This window comes from Sphingomonas kyungheensis, from assembly GCF_037120395.1.
Taxonomy (GTDB): domain Bacteria; phylum Pseudomonadota; class Alphaproteobacteria; order Sphingomonadales; family Sphingomonadaceae; genus Sphingomonas; species Sphingomonas kyungheensis.
In genome coordinates, this window is the sequence record NZ_JBBBDM010000001.1 from 24,490 (window position 1) to 40,825 (window position 16,336).

The 16,336-nt window shown below is 70.0% G+C and carries 15 protein-coding genes; 4 read left to right on the forward strand and 11 right to left on the reverse strand.

Annotation, left to right across the window (positions count from 1 at the left end):
* Nucleotides 1-5: 5 nt before the first annotated feature.
* The 7 genes from V8201_RS00145 to V8201_RS00175 are packed head-to-tail and all read right to left on the reverse strand — an operon-like array spanning nt 6 to nt 6,859.
* Entirely contained in the window at nt 6-437 is a 432-nt protein-coding gene (locus tag V8201_RS00145) for a hypothetical protein (RefSeq protein WP_271299632.1), read from the reverse strand.
* Nucleotides 430-1,755 carry a FliI/YscN family ATPase gene (locus tag V8201_RS00150; protein WP_336544176.1) on the reverse strand — a complete coding sequence of 442 codons (1,326 nt, stop codon included), beginning with the start codon at nt 1,753-1,755 and terminating at the stop codon, nt 430-432. Before V8201_RS00150 ends, V8201_RS00145 begins: the two co-directional genes overlap by 8 nt.
* A complete protein-coding gene (locus V8201_RS00155; protein WP_336544177.1) occupies nt 1,749-2,498 on the reverse strand; it encodes a FliH/SctL family protein in 750 nt (249 codons plus the stop codon). Before V8201_RS00155 ends, V8201_RS00150 begins: the two co-directional genes overlap by 7 nt.
* Entirely contained in the window at nt 2,491-3,513 is a 1,023-nt protein-coding gene (fliG, locus tag V8201_RS00160; RefSeq protein ID WP_037535167.1) for a flagellar motor switch protein FliG, read from the reverse strand. The genes V8201_RS00155 and fliG overlap by 8 nt, the downstream gene beginning before the upstream one ends.
* Nucleotides 3,510-5,189 carry a flagellar basal-body MS-ring/collar protein FliF gene (gene fliF / locus V8201_RS00165; protein ID WP_037535166.1) on the reverse strand — a complete coding sequence of 560 codons (1,680 nt, stop codon included), beginning with the start codon at nt 5,187-5,189 and terminating at the stop codon, nt 3,510-3,512. Before fliF ends, fliG begins: the two co-directional genes overlap by 4 nt.
* Before the next feature lie 3 nt (nt 5,190-5,192).
* A complete protein-coding gene (fliE, locus tag V8201_RS00170; RefSeq protein WP_037535165.1) occupies nt 5,193-5,546 on the reverse strand; it encodes a flagellar hook-basal body complex protein FliE in 354 nt (117 codons plus the stop codon).
* On the reverse strand, nt 5,543-6,859 hold the full coding sequence (locus V8201_RS00175; protein ID WP_336544178.1) for a sigma-54 interaction domain-containing protein: 1,317 nt from the start codon (nt 6,857-6,859) through the stop codon (nt 5,543-5,545). Before V8201_RS00175 ends, fliE begins: the two co-directional genes overlap by 4 nt.
* A gap of 268 nt (nt 6,860-7,127) precedes the next feature.
* Between V8201_RS00175 and V8201_RS00180 the strand changes: the two genes are divergently transcribed.
* Nucleotides 7,128-8,156 (forward strand): flagellin N-terminal helical domain-containing protein, encoded by a 1,029-nt coding sequence (locus tag V8201_RS00180; RefSeq protein WP_037535163.1) that lies wholly within the window; start codon nt 7,128-7,130, stop codon nt 8,154-8,156.
* 318 nt (nt 8,157-8,474) lie between these two features.
* Here the strand turns inward: V8201_RS00180 and V8201_RS00185 are convergent, their stop codons facing one another.
* Nucleotides 8,475-9,398, reverse strand: coding sequence for an L-threonylcarbamoyladenylate synthase (locus V8201_RS00185; protein ID WP_336544179.1), 924 nt, complete (start codon nt 9,396-9,398; stop codon nt 8,475-8,477).
* Nucleotides 9,399-9,434: 36 nt separating this feature from the next.
* On the opposite strand from V8201_RS00185, the gene V8201_RS00190 reads away from it, so the two are divergent.
* Both V8201_RS00190 and V8201_RS00195 read left to right on the forward strand, forming a co-directional pair.
* Nucleotides 9,435-11,153: an acyl-CoA dehydrogenase family protein gene (locus V8201_RS00190; RefSeq protein ID WP_336544180.1), complete on the forward strand. Its 1,719-nt coding sequence runs from the start codon at nt 9,435-9,437 to the stop codon at nt 11,151-11,153.
* Nucleotides 11,154-11,300: 147 nt separating this feature from the next.
* Nucleotides 11,301-12,119: an arylamine N-acetyltransferase family protein gene (locus V8201_RS00195; RefSeq protein ID WP_336544181.1), complete on the forward strand. Its 819-nt coding sequence runs from the start codon at nt 11,301-11,303 to the stop codon at nt 12,117-12,119.
* Between the two features lie 161 nt (nt 12,120-12,280).
* Here V8201_RS00195 and V8201_RS00200 read toward each other — a convergent pair whose 3' ends face one another.
* Both V8201_RS00200 and V8201_RS00205 read right to left on the reverse strand, forming a co-directional pair.
* Nucleotides 12,281-12,637, reverse strand: coding sequence for a GntR family transcriptional regulator (locus V8201_RS00200; RefSeq protein WP_037535159.1), 357 nt, complete (start codon nt 12,635-12,637; stop codon nt 12,281-12,283).
* Between the two features lie 52 nt (nt 12,638-12,689).
* Nucleotides 12,690-13,268 (reverse strand): nitroreductase family protein, encoded by a 579-nt coding sequence (locus tag V8201_RS00205; protein WP_037535158.1) that lies wholly within the window; start codon nt 13,266-13,268, stop codon nt 12,690-12,692.
* 117 nt (nt 13,269-13,385) lie between these two features.
* Between V8201_RS00205 and V8201_RS00210 the strand changes: the two genes are divergently transcribed.
* Nucleotides 13,386-14,987 (forward strand): peptide MFS transporter, encoded by a 1,602-nt coding sequence (locus tag V8201_RS00210; RefSeq protein WP_037535157.1) that lies wholly within the window; start codon nt 13,386-13,388, stop codon nt 14,985-14,987.
* 116 nt (nt 14,988-15,103) lie between these two features.
* Here V8201_RS00210 and V8201_RS00215 read toward each other — a convergent pair whose 3' ends face one another.
* Nucleotides 15,104-16,324, reverse strand: a complete 1,221-nt coding sequence (locus tag V8201_RS00215; protein ID WP_336544182.1) for a dicarboxylate/amino acid:cation symporter — start codon at nt 16,322-16,324, stop codon at nt 15,104-15,106.
* Nucleotides 16,325-16,336 lie beyond the last annotated feature (12 nt).

A 16,336-nucleotide genomic window follows, 5' to 3' on the forward strand; every position in this document is an offset into this window, starting at 1 on the left:
GTCACTTAGCAAGGATCGTGCCGTTTTGCCTTGAGCGGCGACACAGGCGGCGTATCCTCCAGCGCGCGCATCTCCTTCGCCACCGCGGCGCGGCGGGCGCGGTCGATCAGCTTCTCGATCGCGCTCTGATCGCGCTTGGCGGAGCGCGTCGCCTCGACCGCGCGATTGACGAACATCTCGGCGGACTGGACGCGCGCCTGCGCCGCGGCGGAGGATTGATGCAGCCGCTCGCGGAAATGCGCCTGCGCGCCGAGCGCGGCGGCGCTGTCATGCGACGCCGGCGTCGGCGACACCGCATCGGCGAGCGCCTGGATGCGGCGGGCGAGATGCGCCTCGCTCGCGAATTTCTCGTGCGCGCGCATTTCGTCCGCGCGGCTCAGCCCGAGCTGGAGCGTGCGGACGCGATAAATGCGTGCGAGCTTCTTGGCGTCAGGCACCGAAGACGCCGGTCAGTTCGGCGATCGCATCGCCGAGCCCGACGACCTCGTCGGAGCCCTGGCGGATATATTCCATCACCGCCGGATGCGCGGCGATCGCCGCATCGATCGCGGGATCGGCGCCGGGGCGATAGGCGCCCATCAGCACCAGGTCGCGATTCTCTTCATAGGTGGCGAGGTGGCGGCGCAGCACGCGCGCGGCGTGGACGTGATCGGCATGGGCGATGTCGGTCATCACGCGGCTGACCGACGGGCCGATGTCGATCGCCGGATAGACGCCGCGCTCGGCGAGATGGCGGTTGAGCACGATATGGCCGTCGAGGATCGAACGCGCCGAATCGACGACGGGATCGTTGCCGTCGTCGCCGTCGGCGAGCACCGTGTAGATGGCGGTGATCGATCCGCCGGTCCGCACGTCGGTGCCGGCACGCTCGATCAGATTGGGCAGCATCGCGATGGCGGAGGGCGGATAGCCGCGCGCGCTCGCCGGTTCGCCGAGCGCCAGCCCGATCTCGCGGCCGGCGTGGGCGACGCGGGTGAGGCTGTCCATGATCAGCAGCACCTTCTTGCCTTCGTTGCGGAAGGCTTCGGCGATGGCGGTGGCGCGCAGCGCGCCGCGGATGCGCAACACCGGCGAATGGTTGGCGGGTACGGCGACGACCACCGACCGCTGGCGCGCGGCACCGGCGACCTTGGTTTCGAGGAAGTCGGCGACCTCGCGGCTGCGTTCGCCGATCAGGCCGATGACGATCACGTCCGCCTGCGCGGCGCGCACCATCATGCCGAGCAGCACCGACTTGCCGACGCCCGATCCCGCCATGATGCCGACGCGCTGGCCCTGGCCGATCGTCAGCAGGCCGTTGATCGCGCGGACGCCGACGTCCATCGGTTCGAGCACGCGGCCGCGGTCGAGCGGCGATTGCAGCTTGCCGGCGAGCGGCCAGCTGCCCGCGCCGCGGATCGGGCCGAGCCCGTCGATCGGCCGGCCGGCGCCGTCGACGACGCGGCCGAGCAGCGCCGCGCCGACCTCCGCCTCGCCGGGCGGGCCGACGGGGCGGACCGGCGCACGCGGCAGCAGCGCGGCGGGACCGCCGAGGTTCATCAGCAAGGTGCGGCCGTTGCGGAAGCCGATCACCTCCGCCTCGACCTTGGCGCCGGTTTCGCCGATCTCGCAGATCGTGCCGACCGGCAGCGACAGGCCGACCGCTTCCATCAGCAGGCCGTCATAGGAGGCGAGCCGCCCCGACACCTTGGGCGCCGGGCGGAAATCGGCGACGGCGAGCGTTTCGAGATAGTCGCTGGTGAAGCGGTTCAACACGCGCGCGCCTCCAGCGGCGGCACGGGGATCCGGTCGATCGCCTCGGCGAGCTGGCCGAGCCACAGCGCCGGGCCGTCCTCGATCAGCGTCGAGGCGCTTTCGAGCACGAAGCTGCCGCGTGCCAGCGCCGCATCGCCCGCGGCGAAGATCGATTTGGGCAGCGCGCCGTCGACCAGCGGCAGGTCGTCGGGATGCAGCCGCAGCAGCGCCGATTCGCCCGCCTCGGCGAGCAGTTCGGCCGCCGCCTCGATCCGCGCGGTCAGCACCGCCGGCGCGACGCCGCATTCGCCGACCAGCTTGTTGACGAGCAGCAGCACCGTCTGGCGCAGCTGTCCGGCGATACGGTCGCGGTCGAGCTGATGGCCGTTGGCGAGCGCGGCGGTGAGCTGGGTGAGCAGCGTACGGTCGCGGTCGCCGCTTTCCCGCGCAGCGGCGGCGGCGGCGGCGAGGCCCTCGGCATAGCCGGCGGCATGCGCGGTCTCGATCGGATCGATGAAGTCGGTCGGCTCCGCCTCGCTGTCGAGCGGGTCCCAGCCGCGCGTCGGCTTGTCGCCGCCGGGATCGGCCGGGCTGAAGTGGCGCGGGCCGGAGCGCGGTTCGGGATCGGGCGCGGCGCCCATCGTCCGTTCCAGCGTCGCCCACATGTCGCGCGGCGAGAAGCCCGCCTGCGGCGCGAAGGCGGCCTGCAACAGATGCGCGGCGGTGTCGTGACGGGCGGCGAAGCCGGCGACGAACTCAGACATAATCGTCGTCGCCCGCGCCCATCATGATCGTGCCGTCCTTGGCGAGGTTGCGCGCGATACCGATCATCGCCTTCTGCGCCTCCAGCACCTCGGCGAGCTTCATCGGCCCGCGCGCCTCCATCTCGTCGCGGATGCCGTCGGCGGCCCGAGCCGACATGCAGCCGAGGAAGCGGTTGCGCGCATTCTCGTCGACGCCCTTGAGCGCGCGCGACAGGATGTCGCCGTCGACGTTGCGGATGAGGGTGCCGAGATTCTTGTCGTCCATGTCGAGCAGATTGTCGAAGACGAACATCGCCTCTTCGATCGCCTTGGCGACATCCTTGTCGATCTTGAACAATTTGGGCAGCACGCGCTGTTCGGTGGCCTTGCGCGCGCCCTGCAGGATCTTCGCCGCCTCGCGCGTGCCGCCGAGCGACAGGCCGCTCGCCGAGCCGCCGCCGCTGCCGCCGCGCCGGTTGGCGAGCACCGTCTTCAGCGTGTCGATCGCATCGGCGTTGATCGGCCCCAGCCGGGCGATGCGGTGGAGGATGTCGGGCTGTACCGCATCGGGGAGCAGTTCGAGCACCTGGCCGCCGACCGCGGGGTCGAGGTTGGCGATCATCACCGCGGCGATCTGCGGATGCTCCTTCTCGATCATCTGCGCGATCTCGCTGGCGTCGAGCCAGTCGAGCAATTCGAGTTCGCACGCCGCTTCGGGCGGGGTGATGCGGGCGAGCACGCTCTCCGCCTTCTCGGCGCCGAGCGCGCGGTTCATCACCGCCTCGATGCGCGGGCGCGGTTCGAAGGTGACGCCGGTGCGCTCGCGCGCCTTGCCGACGAAATCGTCGAGCACGTCCTCCATCTCCTGTTCGGAGACGTCGGCGACCGCGAACATCGCCGAGCCGAGCTGGCGTACCTCCTCGGGGTCGAGCTTCTGGAGGATGGCCGCGGCCTCGTCCTCGCCGACCAGCATCATCAGCACCGCGGCGCGTTCGACGCCGGTATAGGTGCGCGCGGGGGCAGGGGCGGCGGTCACTTGGCGTCGGCCTTGATCATGTCGCGGATCGCCAGCGCGGCGCGTGCCGGATTGTCACGGGTGAAGCCGCGCACCGCACCGATCCGGTCGTCGACCGTCTGCGTCGCCTCGAGCCGGTCGAGGCTGACCGCCTCGTGCACCGTGATGCCGTCGCTCTCGCCGCCGGCGATCGTGCCGCCGGGGCCGGCGAGCGCCGGGGTGGCATCCTCGCGCTTCTTCATCAGACCCTTGGCGAGCGGACGTACGCCGAGCAGCAGGACGAGCAGCGCGATCAGGATCGCGGTGGCGTTGCGGGCGAGCACCGGCAGCCAGGCATTGTCATACCAGGCGGGACCACTCGTATCCGCCGAGGTGTCGGCGAACTTGCGGCTGATCACCGTCACCTGATCCTGACGCGCCTGATCGAAGCCGACCGCGCTCTTCACCAGATCGGTGATCTGCGTGATCTCCGCCGCGGTGCGCCGCGACTTGTCGGGATCGCGCAGCAGCACCGCCACCGACAGCCGCTTGACCGAGCCGGGCGCCTGCCGCGTCACCGACACTTCCTTGCCGAGGTCATAGGCGCGCTGGAAGCTGTCGCTCTGCTTGTTGGGATTGGGGGCGGGGCCGCCGGCGGTCGGCGTCGGCGCGGCGGCGGGATTGCCGCTCGCCCCGACCGCGGGCTGCGGCGTCTGGAGCTGGCTGGCGGGCGGCGGCGTGTTGGACAGCGCACCGGGGATGCCGCCCGGCGTCGCCGGCGCATTCGCCTGATTGCCGACCCAATTGCCCGTCTCGGCGCGCAGCGCGCCGGCCTTGTCATAGGTTTCGCGCGTCGCCTGCGTCTGGTCGAGGTTGATGTCGGCCTGCACCTCGGCGGTGAAATTGCCGGCACCGACCAGCGGCGTGAGCAACTGGACGAGCTGCTGGCGGACCTTGTCCTCGGTCTTGCGCTGCATCTCGAGCCGCGCGTCGCTGTCGGCATCGGCGCCGCCGGCACCCGGCTTGGACAGCAAGGCGCCCATCTGGTCGACGATCGTGACGCTTTCGGGCTTCATTCCCGGCACCGACGAGGCGACGAGATTGACGATCGACTGGACCTGCGCCTGGCTGAGCGCACGGCCGCCCTGCAGCTTGACCACCACCGAGGCGGAGGGCGAGGCATTGTCGCGCACGAACACGCTGGCTTCGGGCATGGCGAGGTGGACGCGCGCCTCGGCGACCGCGTCGATATCCTCGATCGAGCGGGCGAGTTCGGTCTCGCGCGCCTGGCGCAGCCGCTCGCCCTCGACGGCGCGGCTGACGCCCATCGGCAGCTGGTCGAGGATCGCATAGCCGCCCGGCGCCTGTTTCGGCAGGCCCTGGCCGGCGAGCAGCATCCGCGCCTTGCTGTACTGATCCTCGTTGACGGTCAGTGCGCCGGTGCCCTCGTCGATCTTGCTGGCGATGTTCGCCTGCGTCAGCGCGCTGGTCACCGCCTGTTTGTCGGCGTCGGTGAGGCCGGTGAACAGCGTCTTCTGCGTCGGCGTCGAAAAGGTCATCCAGGCGAGCGCGGCGGCGCCGATCAGCGCGACGAGCATCGCCATCGGCAGGCTGCGGCGGACCGCGGGCTGCGCCAGCACGCCCTTGATCTGCAACAGCGGGTTGGCGAATTTCTCGGGCAGCGCCGAGGTCGAAACGGGGGCGAGGGCAGTGCTCATCGATTACACCGGCATGCTCATGATGTCCTTGTAGGCGGACAGCAATTTGTTGCGGACCTGCAGCGTCGCCTCGAACCCGACCGAGGCTTGCTGGCGGGCCAGCATGACCTTGGCGATATCGACCGTCTCACCGCGTTCGTAGCTTTCCGACAGCGCCGAAGCCTTGTTCTGGCCGGCGTTGACGTCCTTCAGCGCATCCTGGAGCGTATCGGCGAAGCTGGTCGGCTTGGCCGCCGCCGGTGCGCCGTCGGTCGCGCTGGCGCGGCTCAGCGCCTGATTGCGTTCGAGGATCTGCGCGCGCAGCTGCATCACCCGGTCGACGCTCATCGCGCCGCCGACATTGGCGACGCCGGTCATGCCGATGCCGCCATGCTGAGCGGCCGGGCGAGATCGTCACCCTGTTCGCGCGCCTTGGCGAGGCGGTAGCGCAGCGTGCGCTCCGAGATGCCAAGCCGGCGCGCGGTCTCGACCCGGCTGCCGCCGCACGCCGCGAGCGTTTCGCGGATCGCCTGGAATTCGCTCATCTGCACGACGTTGCCGAGGGTCGCCGGTTCGGCCGGCGCGGGCGCGGGCGCCGGGGCCGCGAACAGCTGCGTCACCGGCGCAGGATCGCGGTGGAAGGTGAAGCTGACCGGCCGGTCGAAGACGATATGGCTCGCCTCGATCGTGTCGCCGCCGGCGAACAGCAGCGCGCGCTGGATCACGTTCTCGAGCTCGCGGACGTTACCCGGCCAGTCGTGGCCCATCAACGTCTCGATCGCCGCGGCGGTCGGCCAGGGCACCACCGCGCGTGATCCGGCATGGCGCAGAATCATCGTCGCGGCGAGCGCCGGAATGTCCTGCGGGCGCTCGGCGAGCGGCTTGGTCGACAGCGGGAAGACCGACAGGCGGTAGTAGAGATCGGCGCGGAAGCGGCCGGCGGCGACCTCCGCCTGAAGATCGCGGTTGGCGCACGCGACGACGCGCACGTCGATGCTCTGCGGCACCGAGGCGCCGATCGGCACGACCTCGCGCTCCTGCAGCACGCGCAGCAGCTTGGCCTGCAATTGCAGCGGCATCTCGGCGATCTCGTCGAGCAGGATGGTGCCGCCGTCGGCGGCGCGGAAGAAGCCTTCGCCACCCGACGAGGCGCCGGTGAACGCGCCCTTCTGATGGCCGAACAGCAAGGCTTCCAGCATCGTTTCCGGCAAAGCGGCGCAGTTGATCGCGATGAACGGGCCGTCGCGACGCGGTGACTGGTTGTGGATCGCGCGGGCGAGCACTTCCTTGCCGGTGCCGGTCGGGCCGTTGATCAGCACGGTGATGTCCGCCTGCGCGACGCGCTCGGCGAGCGCCAGCAGCGCGAGGCTTTCGGGATCGGCGGCGGTCGGCATCTCGGCCCCGGCGACGAGCGCACGGGCGAAGCCGTGGCCGACCGCGGCATCCTCGGCATCGAAGGCGATCCGCGCCGGATTGCCGTTGCGCGACGGCAGCACCTGGCGCTGCTCGCCGCCGATGATGACGGTGCGCGCCGGCGCCGGCGGTGCCTCGCCCTCGGCGATCAGGAACAGGTCGCCCGGACCCGGCTGCGCCGTCTCGAACGAGCCAAGCCCGAAGCCCTGCGCACGCAGGCTCGAGACGAGCGGATAGTGACGCTGCAACACCGCAGCGGAAGGAAAAATCGAACGCATTGCTATCCCCCAAGGACAAGGCTGCAATGCGGGCCGGCTAGTAAATGCGGGATTAAAATCCGTTTCAGGCCGGCAAAATTTTTCCGGGCGCGACACGCGCGTGCCGCCCGCGTGTCTACGCGCGCGTAGACGCGTGCGTGAGGCCGGCAAAATCGCGGCGCCGGATTTTTTCGCTAAATCGCCCGGGGGCTTGGCCGTTTCCCCATTTGGCGGCTCGGCCCTCCGCTCTGGGGGCGGCGGGGAGCGCCGCAGCTTTTGGAGACATCACATGACCGTTATCGGCACCAACATCGCGTCGCTGCGTGCGGCGAACGCTTCGACCACCGCCAACATGCAGCTGTCGACCGCCATGGAGCGTCTGTCGACCGGCAAGCGCATCAACTCGGCGAAGGACGATGCCGCCGGCCTCGCGATCTCGACCTCGATGAACGCGCAGGTCCGCGGCATGAACCAGGCGGTGCGCAACGCCAATGACGGTATCGCGCTCGCCCAGACCGCCGATGGCGCGCTCGGCGAAGCCAGCAACATCCTGCAGCGGATGCGCGAACTCGCCGTCCAGTCGGCGTCGGGCACCTATCAGGACTCGGACCGCACCAACATGGGCACGGAAATCGCCGAGCTGCAGAAGCAGCTGGTGACGATCTCGCAGACCAAGTTCAACGGCGTGTCGCTGTTCAGCGCCTCGGCCGACCAGAGCATCGCGATCCAGGCGGGCGCCAATTCGAGCGACCAGATGAAGCTGACGATCAACAAGCTCAACCTGGTTCCGGTCAGCGGCACCGTCACCGCCGGTTCGGTGACCGCCGGCCTGACCACCGCGCTCGGCGCGAGCGATCCGCTCGTCGGCACCAAGCGCACCGTCACCGCGGAAGACGTGGCCTATGGCGGCAAGCTCGGCGGCGCGACCGTCACTTCGGCTGACATCGGCACCGAGAAGACGCTCGCCACCGGCGATCAGATGTATCAGCCGGCCGGTTCCGACGGCATCACCGGTGGTATCTCGGTCAGCAACGCGACGAACGCGCAGAACGCCCTCGCCACGCTCGACACCGCGCTGAGCGCCGTCAACACGACCCGCGCCTCGATCGGTGCCGGCCAGAGCCGTCTGCAGTCGGTGGTCAACAACCTGACCACCAACGTCACCAACCTGACCGACGCGAAGAGCCGCATCGAGGACGCCGACTTCTCGGCCGAGACGACCGCGCTCGCCAAGGCGCAGATCCTCAGCCAGGCGTCGACCGCGATGCTCTCGCAGGCGAACCAGAGCCAGCAGGGCGTGCTCAAGCTGCTCCAGTAATCCTCAGATCGGCGCTGGCGCCGCCCCCCAAGGGCAAAGGCGCCGACCGAGCTTGTTCCCCAAGGACAGGCGAAGCCAGAATCCCGGTGGCCCTCGCGCCGCCGGGATTTTCGGCGTCTGGTAGGCTTTGGCAGGCTATCCGTGCTCGGCGGTAGATGCGCCCTCCCAATCCCTGTCATCCCCGCGCAGGCGGGGATCCATAGCCGCTGACGTGGTGGCTCAAGCTAGGCCAGCGCGTCTGGATCCCCGCCTGCGCGGGGATGACGAGGGAAGTGAGGATGACAAAGGCCGCGGGGAGACGATGGGCAAGGCCTCCGACTACCGATGCGCGGCGCGCGCGAGCCGGTCGTTGATCGCGACGCCCAGTCCTTCGGCGGGCACCGGCGCCACCGCGATCGCCTCGCGGTCACTCGCGTCGGCGCGGTGGAGCGCGTCGAACAGCCGCGCCGCCGCCTCGCGCAGGTCGCCCGTTGCCGACAGCATATCCTCCCCGCCGACCGCGCCGAACCCGATCAGCCACTCGTCCGGCCGCGCCTCGGTCGCATCGAGCCGCAGCGGCTTGCGCGGCGCATAATGGGTGGCGAGCTGCCCCGGCGCGGTGATCGCAGACTCCTTTATATAGGGGAGGGCGGGAAACGGCAGGTCGGCGGCGGTGATCGGGCCGGGGCGCAGGATCGTCCGCCCGGCGATGATCGTCGATTCGAGCCCCGCCTCGGTCGCCCCGTCGTCGAGGATCAAGGGCACGCGGGTGCCGAGGCTCTGCGCGACATGCGCGGCGCGGGTCGGGCTCAGCTGGTTGCTCGCATTGGCGGAGGGCGCGGCGAGCGGTCGGCCGGTCGCGGCGAGCAGCGCCTGCATCGCGCGGTGGCGCGGCACCCGGATCGCCAGCGTCGCCAGCCCTGCCGTCACCAAAGAGGCGATCGGCGCGCCGTCGCGCAGCGGCAGCACCAGCGTCAGCGGCCCCGGCCAGAACCGCGCGGCGAGCGCGCGCGCATCGGCGTCGAACATCACCAGCCGCTCGGCGGCGGCATGATCGGGAACGTGGACGATCAGCGGGTTGAAGCTCGGCCGGCCCTTGGCGGCATAGATGCCCGCCACCGCATCGGCGTTGCCGGCGTCGGCGGCGAGGCCATAGACCGTCTCGGTCGGCACCGCGACGCATTCGCCGGCGGTGATTCGCGCCGCCGCCTCGGCGAGCGCGGCCATGCCGTAGGGTAAGATGCGCGGGTTTGGATCGGCCATCCGTCGGGGCTATATCGTCTCCCTCACCAGGAGAGAATGATGTCCTTTACCGCAGCCGTGGCCGATCAGCGTTTCGTGCTGGAGCATGTCGTCCGCATCGACGAACTCGCCGCCACCAATCGCTTCGCCGCCGCGAGCGCCGACGTGGTCGACGCGGTGCTCGAAGGCGTCGGCCAGTTCGCCGCCGGCGAATGGGCGCCGCTCAATCGCGAGGGCGATACGGTGGGTGCCAAATGGTCGCCCGACGGCGTGCATATGCCGGCAAGCTTCATCAAGGCGTATCACGATTACGTCGAGGGTGGCTGGGGCACCATCGGCGTGCCGGAGGATTTCGGCGGGCAGGGCCTGCCGTTCGCGATCCAGACCGCGGTGCTCGATACGCTGGGCAGCGCCAACATGAGCTTCGCGCTCTGCCCGACGCTGACCGTCGGCGCGATCGAGGCGCTGATCCACCATGGCAGCGATGCGCAGCAGGCGCAGTATCTGCCGCATCTCGCCACCGGCGAATGGACCGGCACGATGAACCTGACCGAGCCGCAGGCGGGCAGCGACGTCGGCGCCTTGCGCGCCACCGCCAAGCCGCTCGGTGACGGGCGCTGGTCGATCAAGGGCACCAAGATCTACATTTCGTTCGGCGACCACGACATGGCGGACAATATCGTCCACCTCGTCCTCGCCCGCACGCCCGATGCACCGGCGGGGACGCGCGGCATCAGCCTGTTCCTCGTCCCCAAATTCCGCCTCGATGCCGAGGGCCGGCCGGGCGACTTCAACGACGTCCGCGTCGTGTCGATCGAGCACAAGATGGGCCTGCACGCTTCGCCGACCTGCGTGCTGAGCTTCGGCGATCACGACGATTGCATCGGCGAGCTGATCGGCGCGGAACATGGCGGGATGCGCGCGATGTTCACGATGATGAACAATGCCCGGCTCAACGTCGGCTTGCAGGGCGTGCAGATCGCCGAGGGCGCGACGCAGAAGGCGGTCGGCTATGCGCTCGAACGCGTCCAGTCGGCGCGGGCCGGTGCGGCGAGCAAGGAGGCGGTGCGCATCGTCGATCATCCCGACGTGCGCCGCATGCTGTTGCGGATGAAGGCGCAGACGCAGGCGGCGCGCGCGCTCGTCTATTATGCCGCGGGGCAGGTCGATCGCGCCGCGCTCGGCGACGCGGCGGCGCGCAACCGGCTGGAGGTGGTGACGCCGCTCGCCAAGGCGCATGGCACCGACATCGGCAACGAGGTCGCCAGCCTCGGCATCCAGGTGCACGGCGGCATGGGCTATGTCGAGGAGACCGGCGCGGCGCAATATTTCCGCGATGCGCGGATCACGCCGATCTACGAAGGCACCAACGGCATCCAGGCCGCCGATCTGGTCGGGCGCAAGCTGGCGCTCGACAATGGCGGCGCCTTCGCGGCGCTGGTCGCCGACATGCGCGGCGAGGCGGCGCATCCGCAGCTCGTCGCGCTGATCGACGCGGTCGAGCGGATCGCGCGCCGGCTGGCCACCGCGGATGCAGACGACAGGCTCGCCGCGAGCTATCCGTTCCTGACGATGACCTCGGTCGCGGTCTGTGGCTGGCTGATGGAGCGCTCCGGCCGGCTGGTCGCGGGCGACGACGGCTTCGCCACCGTCAAGCGTACGGCGTCACGCTTCTACCTCGACCAGATCGTGCCCGAGGCATTGGGGCTCGAGGCGGCGGCGACGGCCAGCGCCGAGGTGCTGTACGCGGTGCCGGCCGAGGCGTTCGCCGCCTGACCTAATCCTCCCCGATACGGGGAGGTGGCAGCGCGCAAGCGCTGACGGAGGGGGGCTTCCGCCGGCGCTGCGTGTGCGGCAGCCCCCCTCCACCAGCCTGCGGCTGGTCCCCCTCCCCGCGAGCGGGGAGGATTTTAAGGAAACCCCATGTTCGATCTCGACGCCTATCTCGCCCGCATCGGCCTGCCCGCGCGCGTCACCCCGGATGCCGAGGGGCTCGGCCGGTTGCAGCGCGAGCATCGCCTGTCGATCCCGTTCGAGAATCTCGATGTGCGGCTCGGCCGCGGCATCGCGATCGACGGCGCGTCGGTGTTCGCCAAGCTCGTCACCGGCAAGCGTGGCGGCTATTGCTTCGAGCAGAACCGGCTGTTCATGGATGCGCTGACCGCGCTCGGCTTCACCGTCCGCCCGCTGCTCGCCCGCGTCTGGCTCGGCGCCGAGCAGGCGCCGCCGCTGACGCACACGTTCAGCCTGGTGACGATCGACGGCCGCGACTGGATCGCCGACCCCGGCTTCGGCGGCAGCTACGCGCCGGTGATGGCCCTGGCCGATGGCTGGCAGGCGGAGGCCCCCGACGGCGCCGCGTTCAAACTCGAACGTGACGCGGAGCATGGCTGGATGCTCAGCCGCCGCGGCGACCCCGGCTCGACCGACGGGCGCGGCACCGGCGAGGGCTGGCAGCGGCAATATAGCTTCCACGAGGCCGAGGTGTTCGACGCCGATCTCGCGCTGTCCAACCACTGGACCGCGACCGCGCCGGAGAGCCGCTTCACCCAGCGGACCATCGCCAGCATCGTCCTGCCGCACGGCCTCGCCGGGCTGACCGACCGCCGCTATCACCGCCGCGCCGGCGACAACAGCAGCGTCGCCGAGATCACCGACCCCCGCATTTATCGCATGCGGATGTCGCTGATGTTCGGGATCGATTTGACGCCGGACGAGGTGGCGGCGCTGGAGTTGTTCTGAACCGGGGGCGGAGGGCTCCCCGCTGTTCGGATTGAGCCTGTCGAAGCCCACCCCCTCCCACACGTTGGCTCACCCGGGCAAGCCGCCCTTCGACGGGCTCGGGGCTGACGGATGAGGGTATGAGGCTCGAAACACCTGCGCCGGGCTTGCTGCCCGCGGGGCTACGCCCGTTCGCAGGCGAGCAGGTCGGCGGCGTCGAGGCCGAGCAGGTCGATATAGCTGCGGATGCGCGGCCATTGCGTCTCGACGAAAGCGGCGCGTTCGGCGGCGCGCAGATTCTCCGCCGCGCCGGGCAGCACGAACATGCCGACGCCGCGGCGCACCTCGACATAGCCGTCGTCCTGGAAGCTCTGATAGGCCTTGGCGACGGTGAGCGGGTTGGCGCCATGTTCGGCGGCGAAGGCGCGCACCGAGGGAAGCTGGTCGCCGGCGCGATAGTCGCCGCGCAGGATGCCTGCCGCGATGGTGCCGCGTAGCCGGATATAGACCGGGCTGTCCTCGTTGCTGAGCGCTGTCATGCTGACTTAATACACTATTCCCGACAAAGGTCCATCGCGCACCGACGCGGCGTCATCCCGCCTTGGGCCAGTGCGAGACGATGCGTGCGAGATCCGGGCGGGGCCGTTCGTCGAGCGGCCGTCCCGGCGTGCCGATGAAGACGAAGCCGGCGATCCGCTCCGGCGCGGCGCCGAATGCGTCGCGCACCCGATCGGAAAAGGTCGGCCAGCCGGTCAGCCAGCCCGCGGCGAAGCCCATCGCATGCGCGGCATGCAGCAGGTTCATCGTCGCTGCACCCGTGGACAATTCCTGCTCCCACAGCGGGATGTGACTGGTCGTCACCGGCGCGGACAGCACCACGACCAGCGCCGGCGCCTGCCGCGCGAACTGGTCGAGCGCATCGGTGTCGCCGCGCGGCGCCTGCGGGCGTTCGGCGCGATAGGCGTCGGCCAGCAGCTGCGACAAGGCATCGCGATCGTCGATCACCACGAACCGCCACGGCGACAGCTTGCCGTGATCGGGGGTGCGCGCGGCGATGGCGAGCATCTGGTCGAGCTGCGCCGCATCGGGGCCGGGGGCGACGAGATCGCGCGGCTTGCCGGAGCGGCGGGTGGTGAGCAGCGAGAGCGGCGTGGCGGTGTCGTTGAACATGATGCCCGCCCATAGCCGCTGGCGGCGATGTTTACAGCAGGGGATCAGCCGTTAGGTTGACGCGATCCGCCGCCCGATCGGGCAGGCTCCATGTTTGTGTCGGAGTTGTCAGACCTTATGGCCATCACATCGGCGAGCGGGGGCGGCGTACCGGCCCACGCGCGCACCCTCCTCGGACACCCGCTCGGGCTGTTCATGCTGTTCTTCGCGGAGATGTGGGAACGCTTTTCCTATTACGGCATGCGCGCCATTCTGGTCTTCTACCTGACCAAGCACTTCCTGTTCGGCGAACAGCCCGCCTTTGCGGTCTATGGCGCCTATACCGCGCTGATCTACGTCACGCCGATCATCGGCGGCTATATCGCCGACCGCTATCTCGGGCCGCGCAAGGCGGTGCTGGCGGGCGGCGTGCTGATCACCATCGGCCATCTGATGATCGCTGCGTTCGAGGCGCCCGCCGGTGTGCAGGGCAGCGCACTCAACGGCTTCTACCTCGCGCTCGCCTTCATCATCGTCGGCACCGGCTTCCTCAAGGCCAATATCTCGGTGCTGGTCGGCAAACTCTATCCGCGCGACGACAGCCGCCGCGATGGTGCGTTTTCGATCTTCTACATGGGGATCAACACCGGCGCCTTCATCGGCCCGCTGCTGATCGGCTATCTCGGCGAGCGGATGGGCTGGGGCTGGGGCTTCGGCGCGGCGGGGATCGGCATGGCGCTCGGCCTGGTCGTTTTCGTGCTGCTGCGCCGCGAATTGTACGACGTGGGCGAGCCGCCGGTCGTCGGCGGGCTCAGCGCCAAGTCGCCGATCGGCCTGTCGGTCGAATGGACGATCTATGCGGGCGCGCTGGTCGGCGTCGCGCTGTCGTGGTGGCTGGTGCGCAGCCAGGGTGCGGTCGGGCTGGTGCTGATCGTCGGCTCGGCGCTGACCGTCGGCTATATCCTGCTCACCGCCTTCCGCGCGCTGCCGCGGGTCGAGCGGCATCGCATCTTCGCCGCGCTGTTCCTCGTCGCGCTGTCGCCGCTGTTCTGGGCGCTGTTCGAACAGGCGGGATCGTCGCTCAATCTCTACACCGATCAGTCGGTGGACCGCACGGTGTTCGGCTGGGAGATGCCGGCCTCGTGGTTCCAGTCGGTCAATTCCTTCTTCATCATCACGCTCGCACCGCTGTTCGGCCTGCTGTGGACGGCACTCGGCAAGCGCGGGCTGGAGCCGTCGGCGCCGTTCAAGTTCGGCATCGGCCTCGTCCTCGTCGGCGCGGGATTTTTCGCGCTGATCCTCGGCGCGCCGGCGAGCGGCCTCACCCCGGCGATCTTCGTCATCCTGCTCTACATGCTGCATTCGATGGGGGAGCTGTGCTTCTCGCCGATCGGCCTGTCGTCGATGACCCGGCTGTCGGTGGCGAGCATGACCGGGCTGATGATGGGCACCTGGTTCCTCGCCACCGCGGCGGGCAATTTCATCGCCGGGCTGATCGCGCAGGCGACCGGCGGCGAGGGCGCCGGACCCGCACAGGTGCTGGTCGTCTATGGACGGATCGGCTGGTTCTCGATGGGCGTGGGGCTCGTCGTGCTGGTGCTGGCGCCGTTCGTAACGCGGCTGATGCACCTCGACACGATCGGCGAGGATGCCGAGCATGCGCTCGCCGGCGAGGCGGCGATCGGCGAACCCGCCGCGGCGGGCGTGGATACGCGGGACGAGCAGCGGCCACGCCGCTGATCAGAGGCCTGTCCTCACCCTTCCCACTGCTGCGGCAGCGGGCCCCTTCCTCTCCCGCCGGGAGAGGGAGAGATGGCGCAGCCATCGACGGGTGAGGGCAGGGCGGAACGCCGGCCTCAATCCCGCCGCTGCACCACGCTGGTCACGGCGACGTCCATCGTGACGTTGCCGACGGTGCGGAACAGGTCGGGCACCGTCTCGACCGCGACGAGCAGGCCGAGCGCCTCGATCGGCACCCCCATCGCGAAGGCGACGGGGGCGACGCTGGCGAAATAGCTGATCGTGCCCGGCAACGACACCGATCCCATCGTCGTGATCGCCGCGGTCGCCACCCCGGCGGCGAGCTGGCCCGTGCCGATCGGCACGCCGAGCCAGCGCGCGACGTAGAGCGCCACCGCGAGGTTCATCGCCGGGCTGGTCGCGCGGAAGATGGCGACCGCGACCGGCAGCACGATCCCCGCGGTCGCCGGCGCGACGCCGACCTCGCCCGCGCCCTTGAGCATCGCCGGCAGCGAGGCGAGCGACGATTGCGTGCTGATCGCCACCGCCTGCGCCGGTGCGACCGCGCGGGCGAAGCGGCCGATCGGCACGCCGCCGGCAAAGCGCGCGACCAGATAGGCGGCGAGCAGCACGATCACCCCGATCGTCGAGACCATGGCGATATAATGGATCAGCGCGCCGAACGCCGCCGCGCCGGTCCGCGCGCCGACGCCGAAGGCGAGCGCGAAGATGCCGATCGGCGCGAGCTTGAGCACCCAGCCGATGATCACCAGCATCGCGTCGGTGATCGCACGGAACAGCTCGGTCAGGCGATGCCGCGCCGCATCCTCCAGCCGGGTGATCGCAAAGGCGAAGGCGAGCGTGAAGACGGTGAGCGGCAGGAAGGCATCGCCCGCCGCCGCCGCGACGACGTTGGTCGGCACGATCGTATCGAAGAAATCGGTGAGCGTCGGCACCGTGCCGACCGCCGGTGCCGCGGTGAGCGCCTGGCGCAGCGCCGCCGACCAGGCGGCGGGCAGCGGCCACAGGTCGAGCAGCAGCGGCATCACCGCCGCCGCCATCAGCGTCGTCCCCCACAAGACGATCACGAACAACAGCACCGCGCGCCCGGCGATCCGCCCGGCCTTGGCCGCCTCGGCGGTGGCGGCGATGCCGGTGACGAGCAGCCCGACGATCAGCGGTACGATCACCATCTGCAACCCGTGCAGCCACGCCTCGCCGATCGGCCGGGTGACGCTGGCGATGGCGAGCGCGATGGGTTCGTCGATCGTCACGGCAAGGATGCCGAGCGCGATGCCGGCGATCAGCGCCAGCAGGATACGGGTGGCTTGCGACATCGGGTTCCTTGG

Bases quoted from the DNA above. Each gene is read 5' to 3' on its own strand.
- V8201_RS00155 (WP_336544177.1), bottom strand. From the start codon at position 2,498: ATGTCTGAGTTCGTCGCCGGCTTCGCCGCCCGTCACGACACCGCCGCG.
- fliF (WP_037535166.1), bottom strand. From the start codon at position 5,189: ATGAGCACTGCCCTCGCCCCCGTTTCGACCTCGGCGCTGCCCGAGAAA.
- fliE (WP_037535165.1), bottom strand. From the start codon at position 5,546: ATGACCGGCGTCGCCAATGTCGGCGGCGCGATGAGCGTCGACCGGGTG.
- V8201_RS00175 (WP_336544178.1), bottom strand. From the start codon at position 6,859: ATGCGTTCGATTTTTCCTTCCGCTGCGGTGTTGCAGCGTCACTATCCG.
- V8201_RS00180 (WP_037535163.1), top strand. From the start codon at position 7,128: ATGACCGTTATCGGCACCAACATCGCGTCGCTGCGTGCGGCGAACGCT.
- V8201_RS00185 (WP_336544179.1), bottom strand. From the start codon at position 9,398: ATGGCCGATCCAAACCCGCGCATCTTACCCTACGGCATGGCCGCGCTC.
- V8201_RS00190 (WP_336544180.1), top strand. From the start codon at position 9,435: ATGATGTCCTTTACCGCAGCCGTGGCCGATCAGCGTTTCGTGCTGGAG.
- V8201_RS00195 (WP_336544181.1), top strand. From the start codon at position 11,301: ATGTTCGATCTCGACGCCTATCTCGCCCGCATCGGCCTGCCCGCGCGC.
- V8201_RS00200 (WP_037535159.1), bottom strand. From the start codon at position 12,637: ATGACAGCGCTCAGCAACGAGGACAGCCCGGTCTATATCCGGCTACGC.
- V8201_RS00205 (WP_037535158.1), bottom strand. From the start codon at position 13,268: ATGTTCAACGACACCGCCACGCCGCTCTCGCTGCTCACCACCCGCCGC.
- V8201_RS00210 (WP_037535157.1), top strand. From the start codon at position 13,386: ATGGCCATCACATCGGCGAGCGGGGGCGGCGTACCGGCCCACGCGCGC.
- V8201_RS00215 (WP_336544182.1), bottom strand. From the start codon at position 16,324: ATGTCGCAAGCCACCCGTATCCTGCTGGCGCTGATCGCCGGCATCGCG.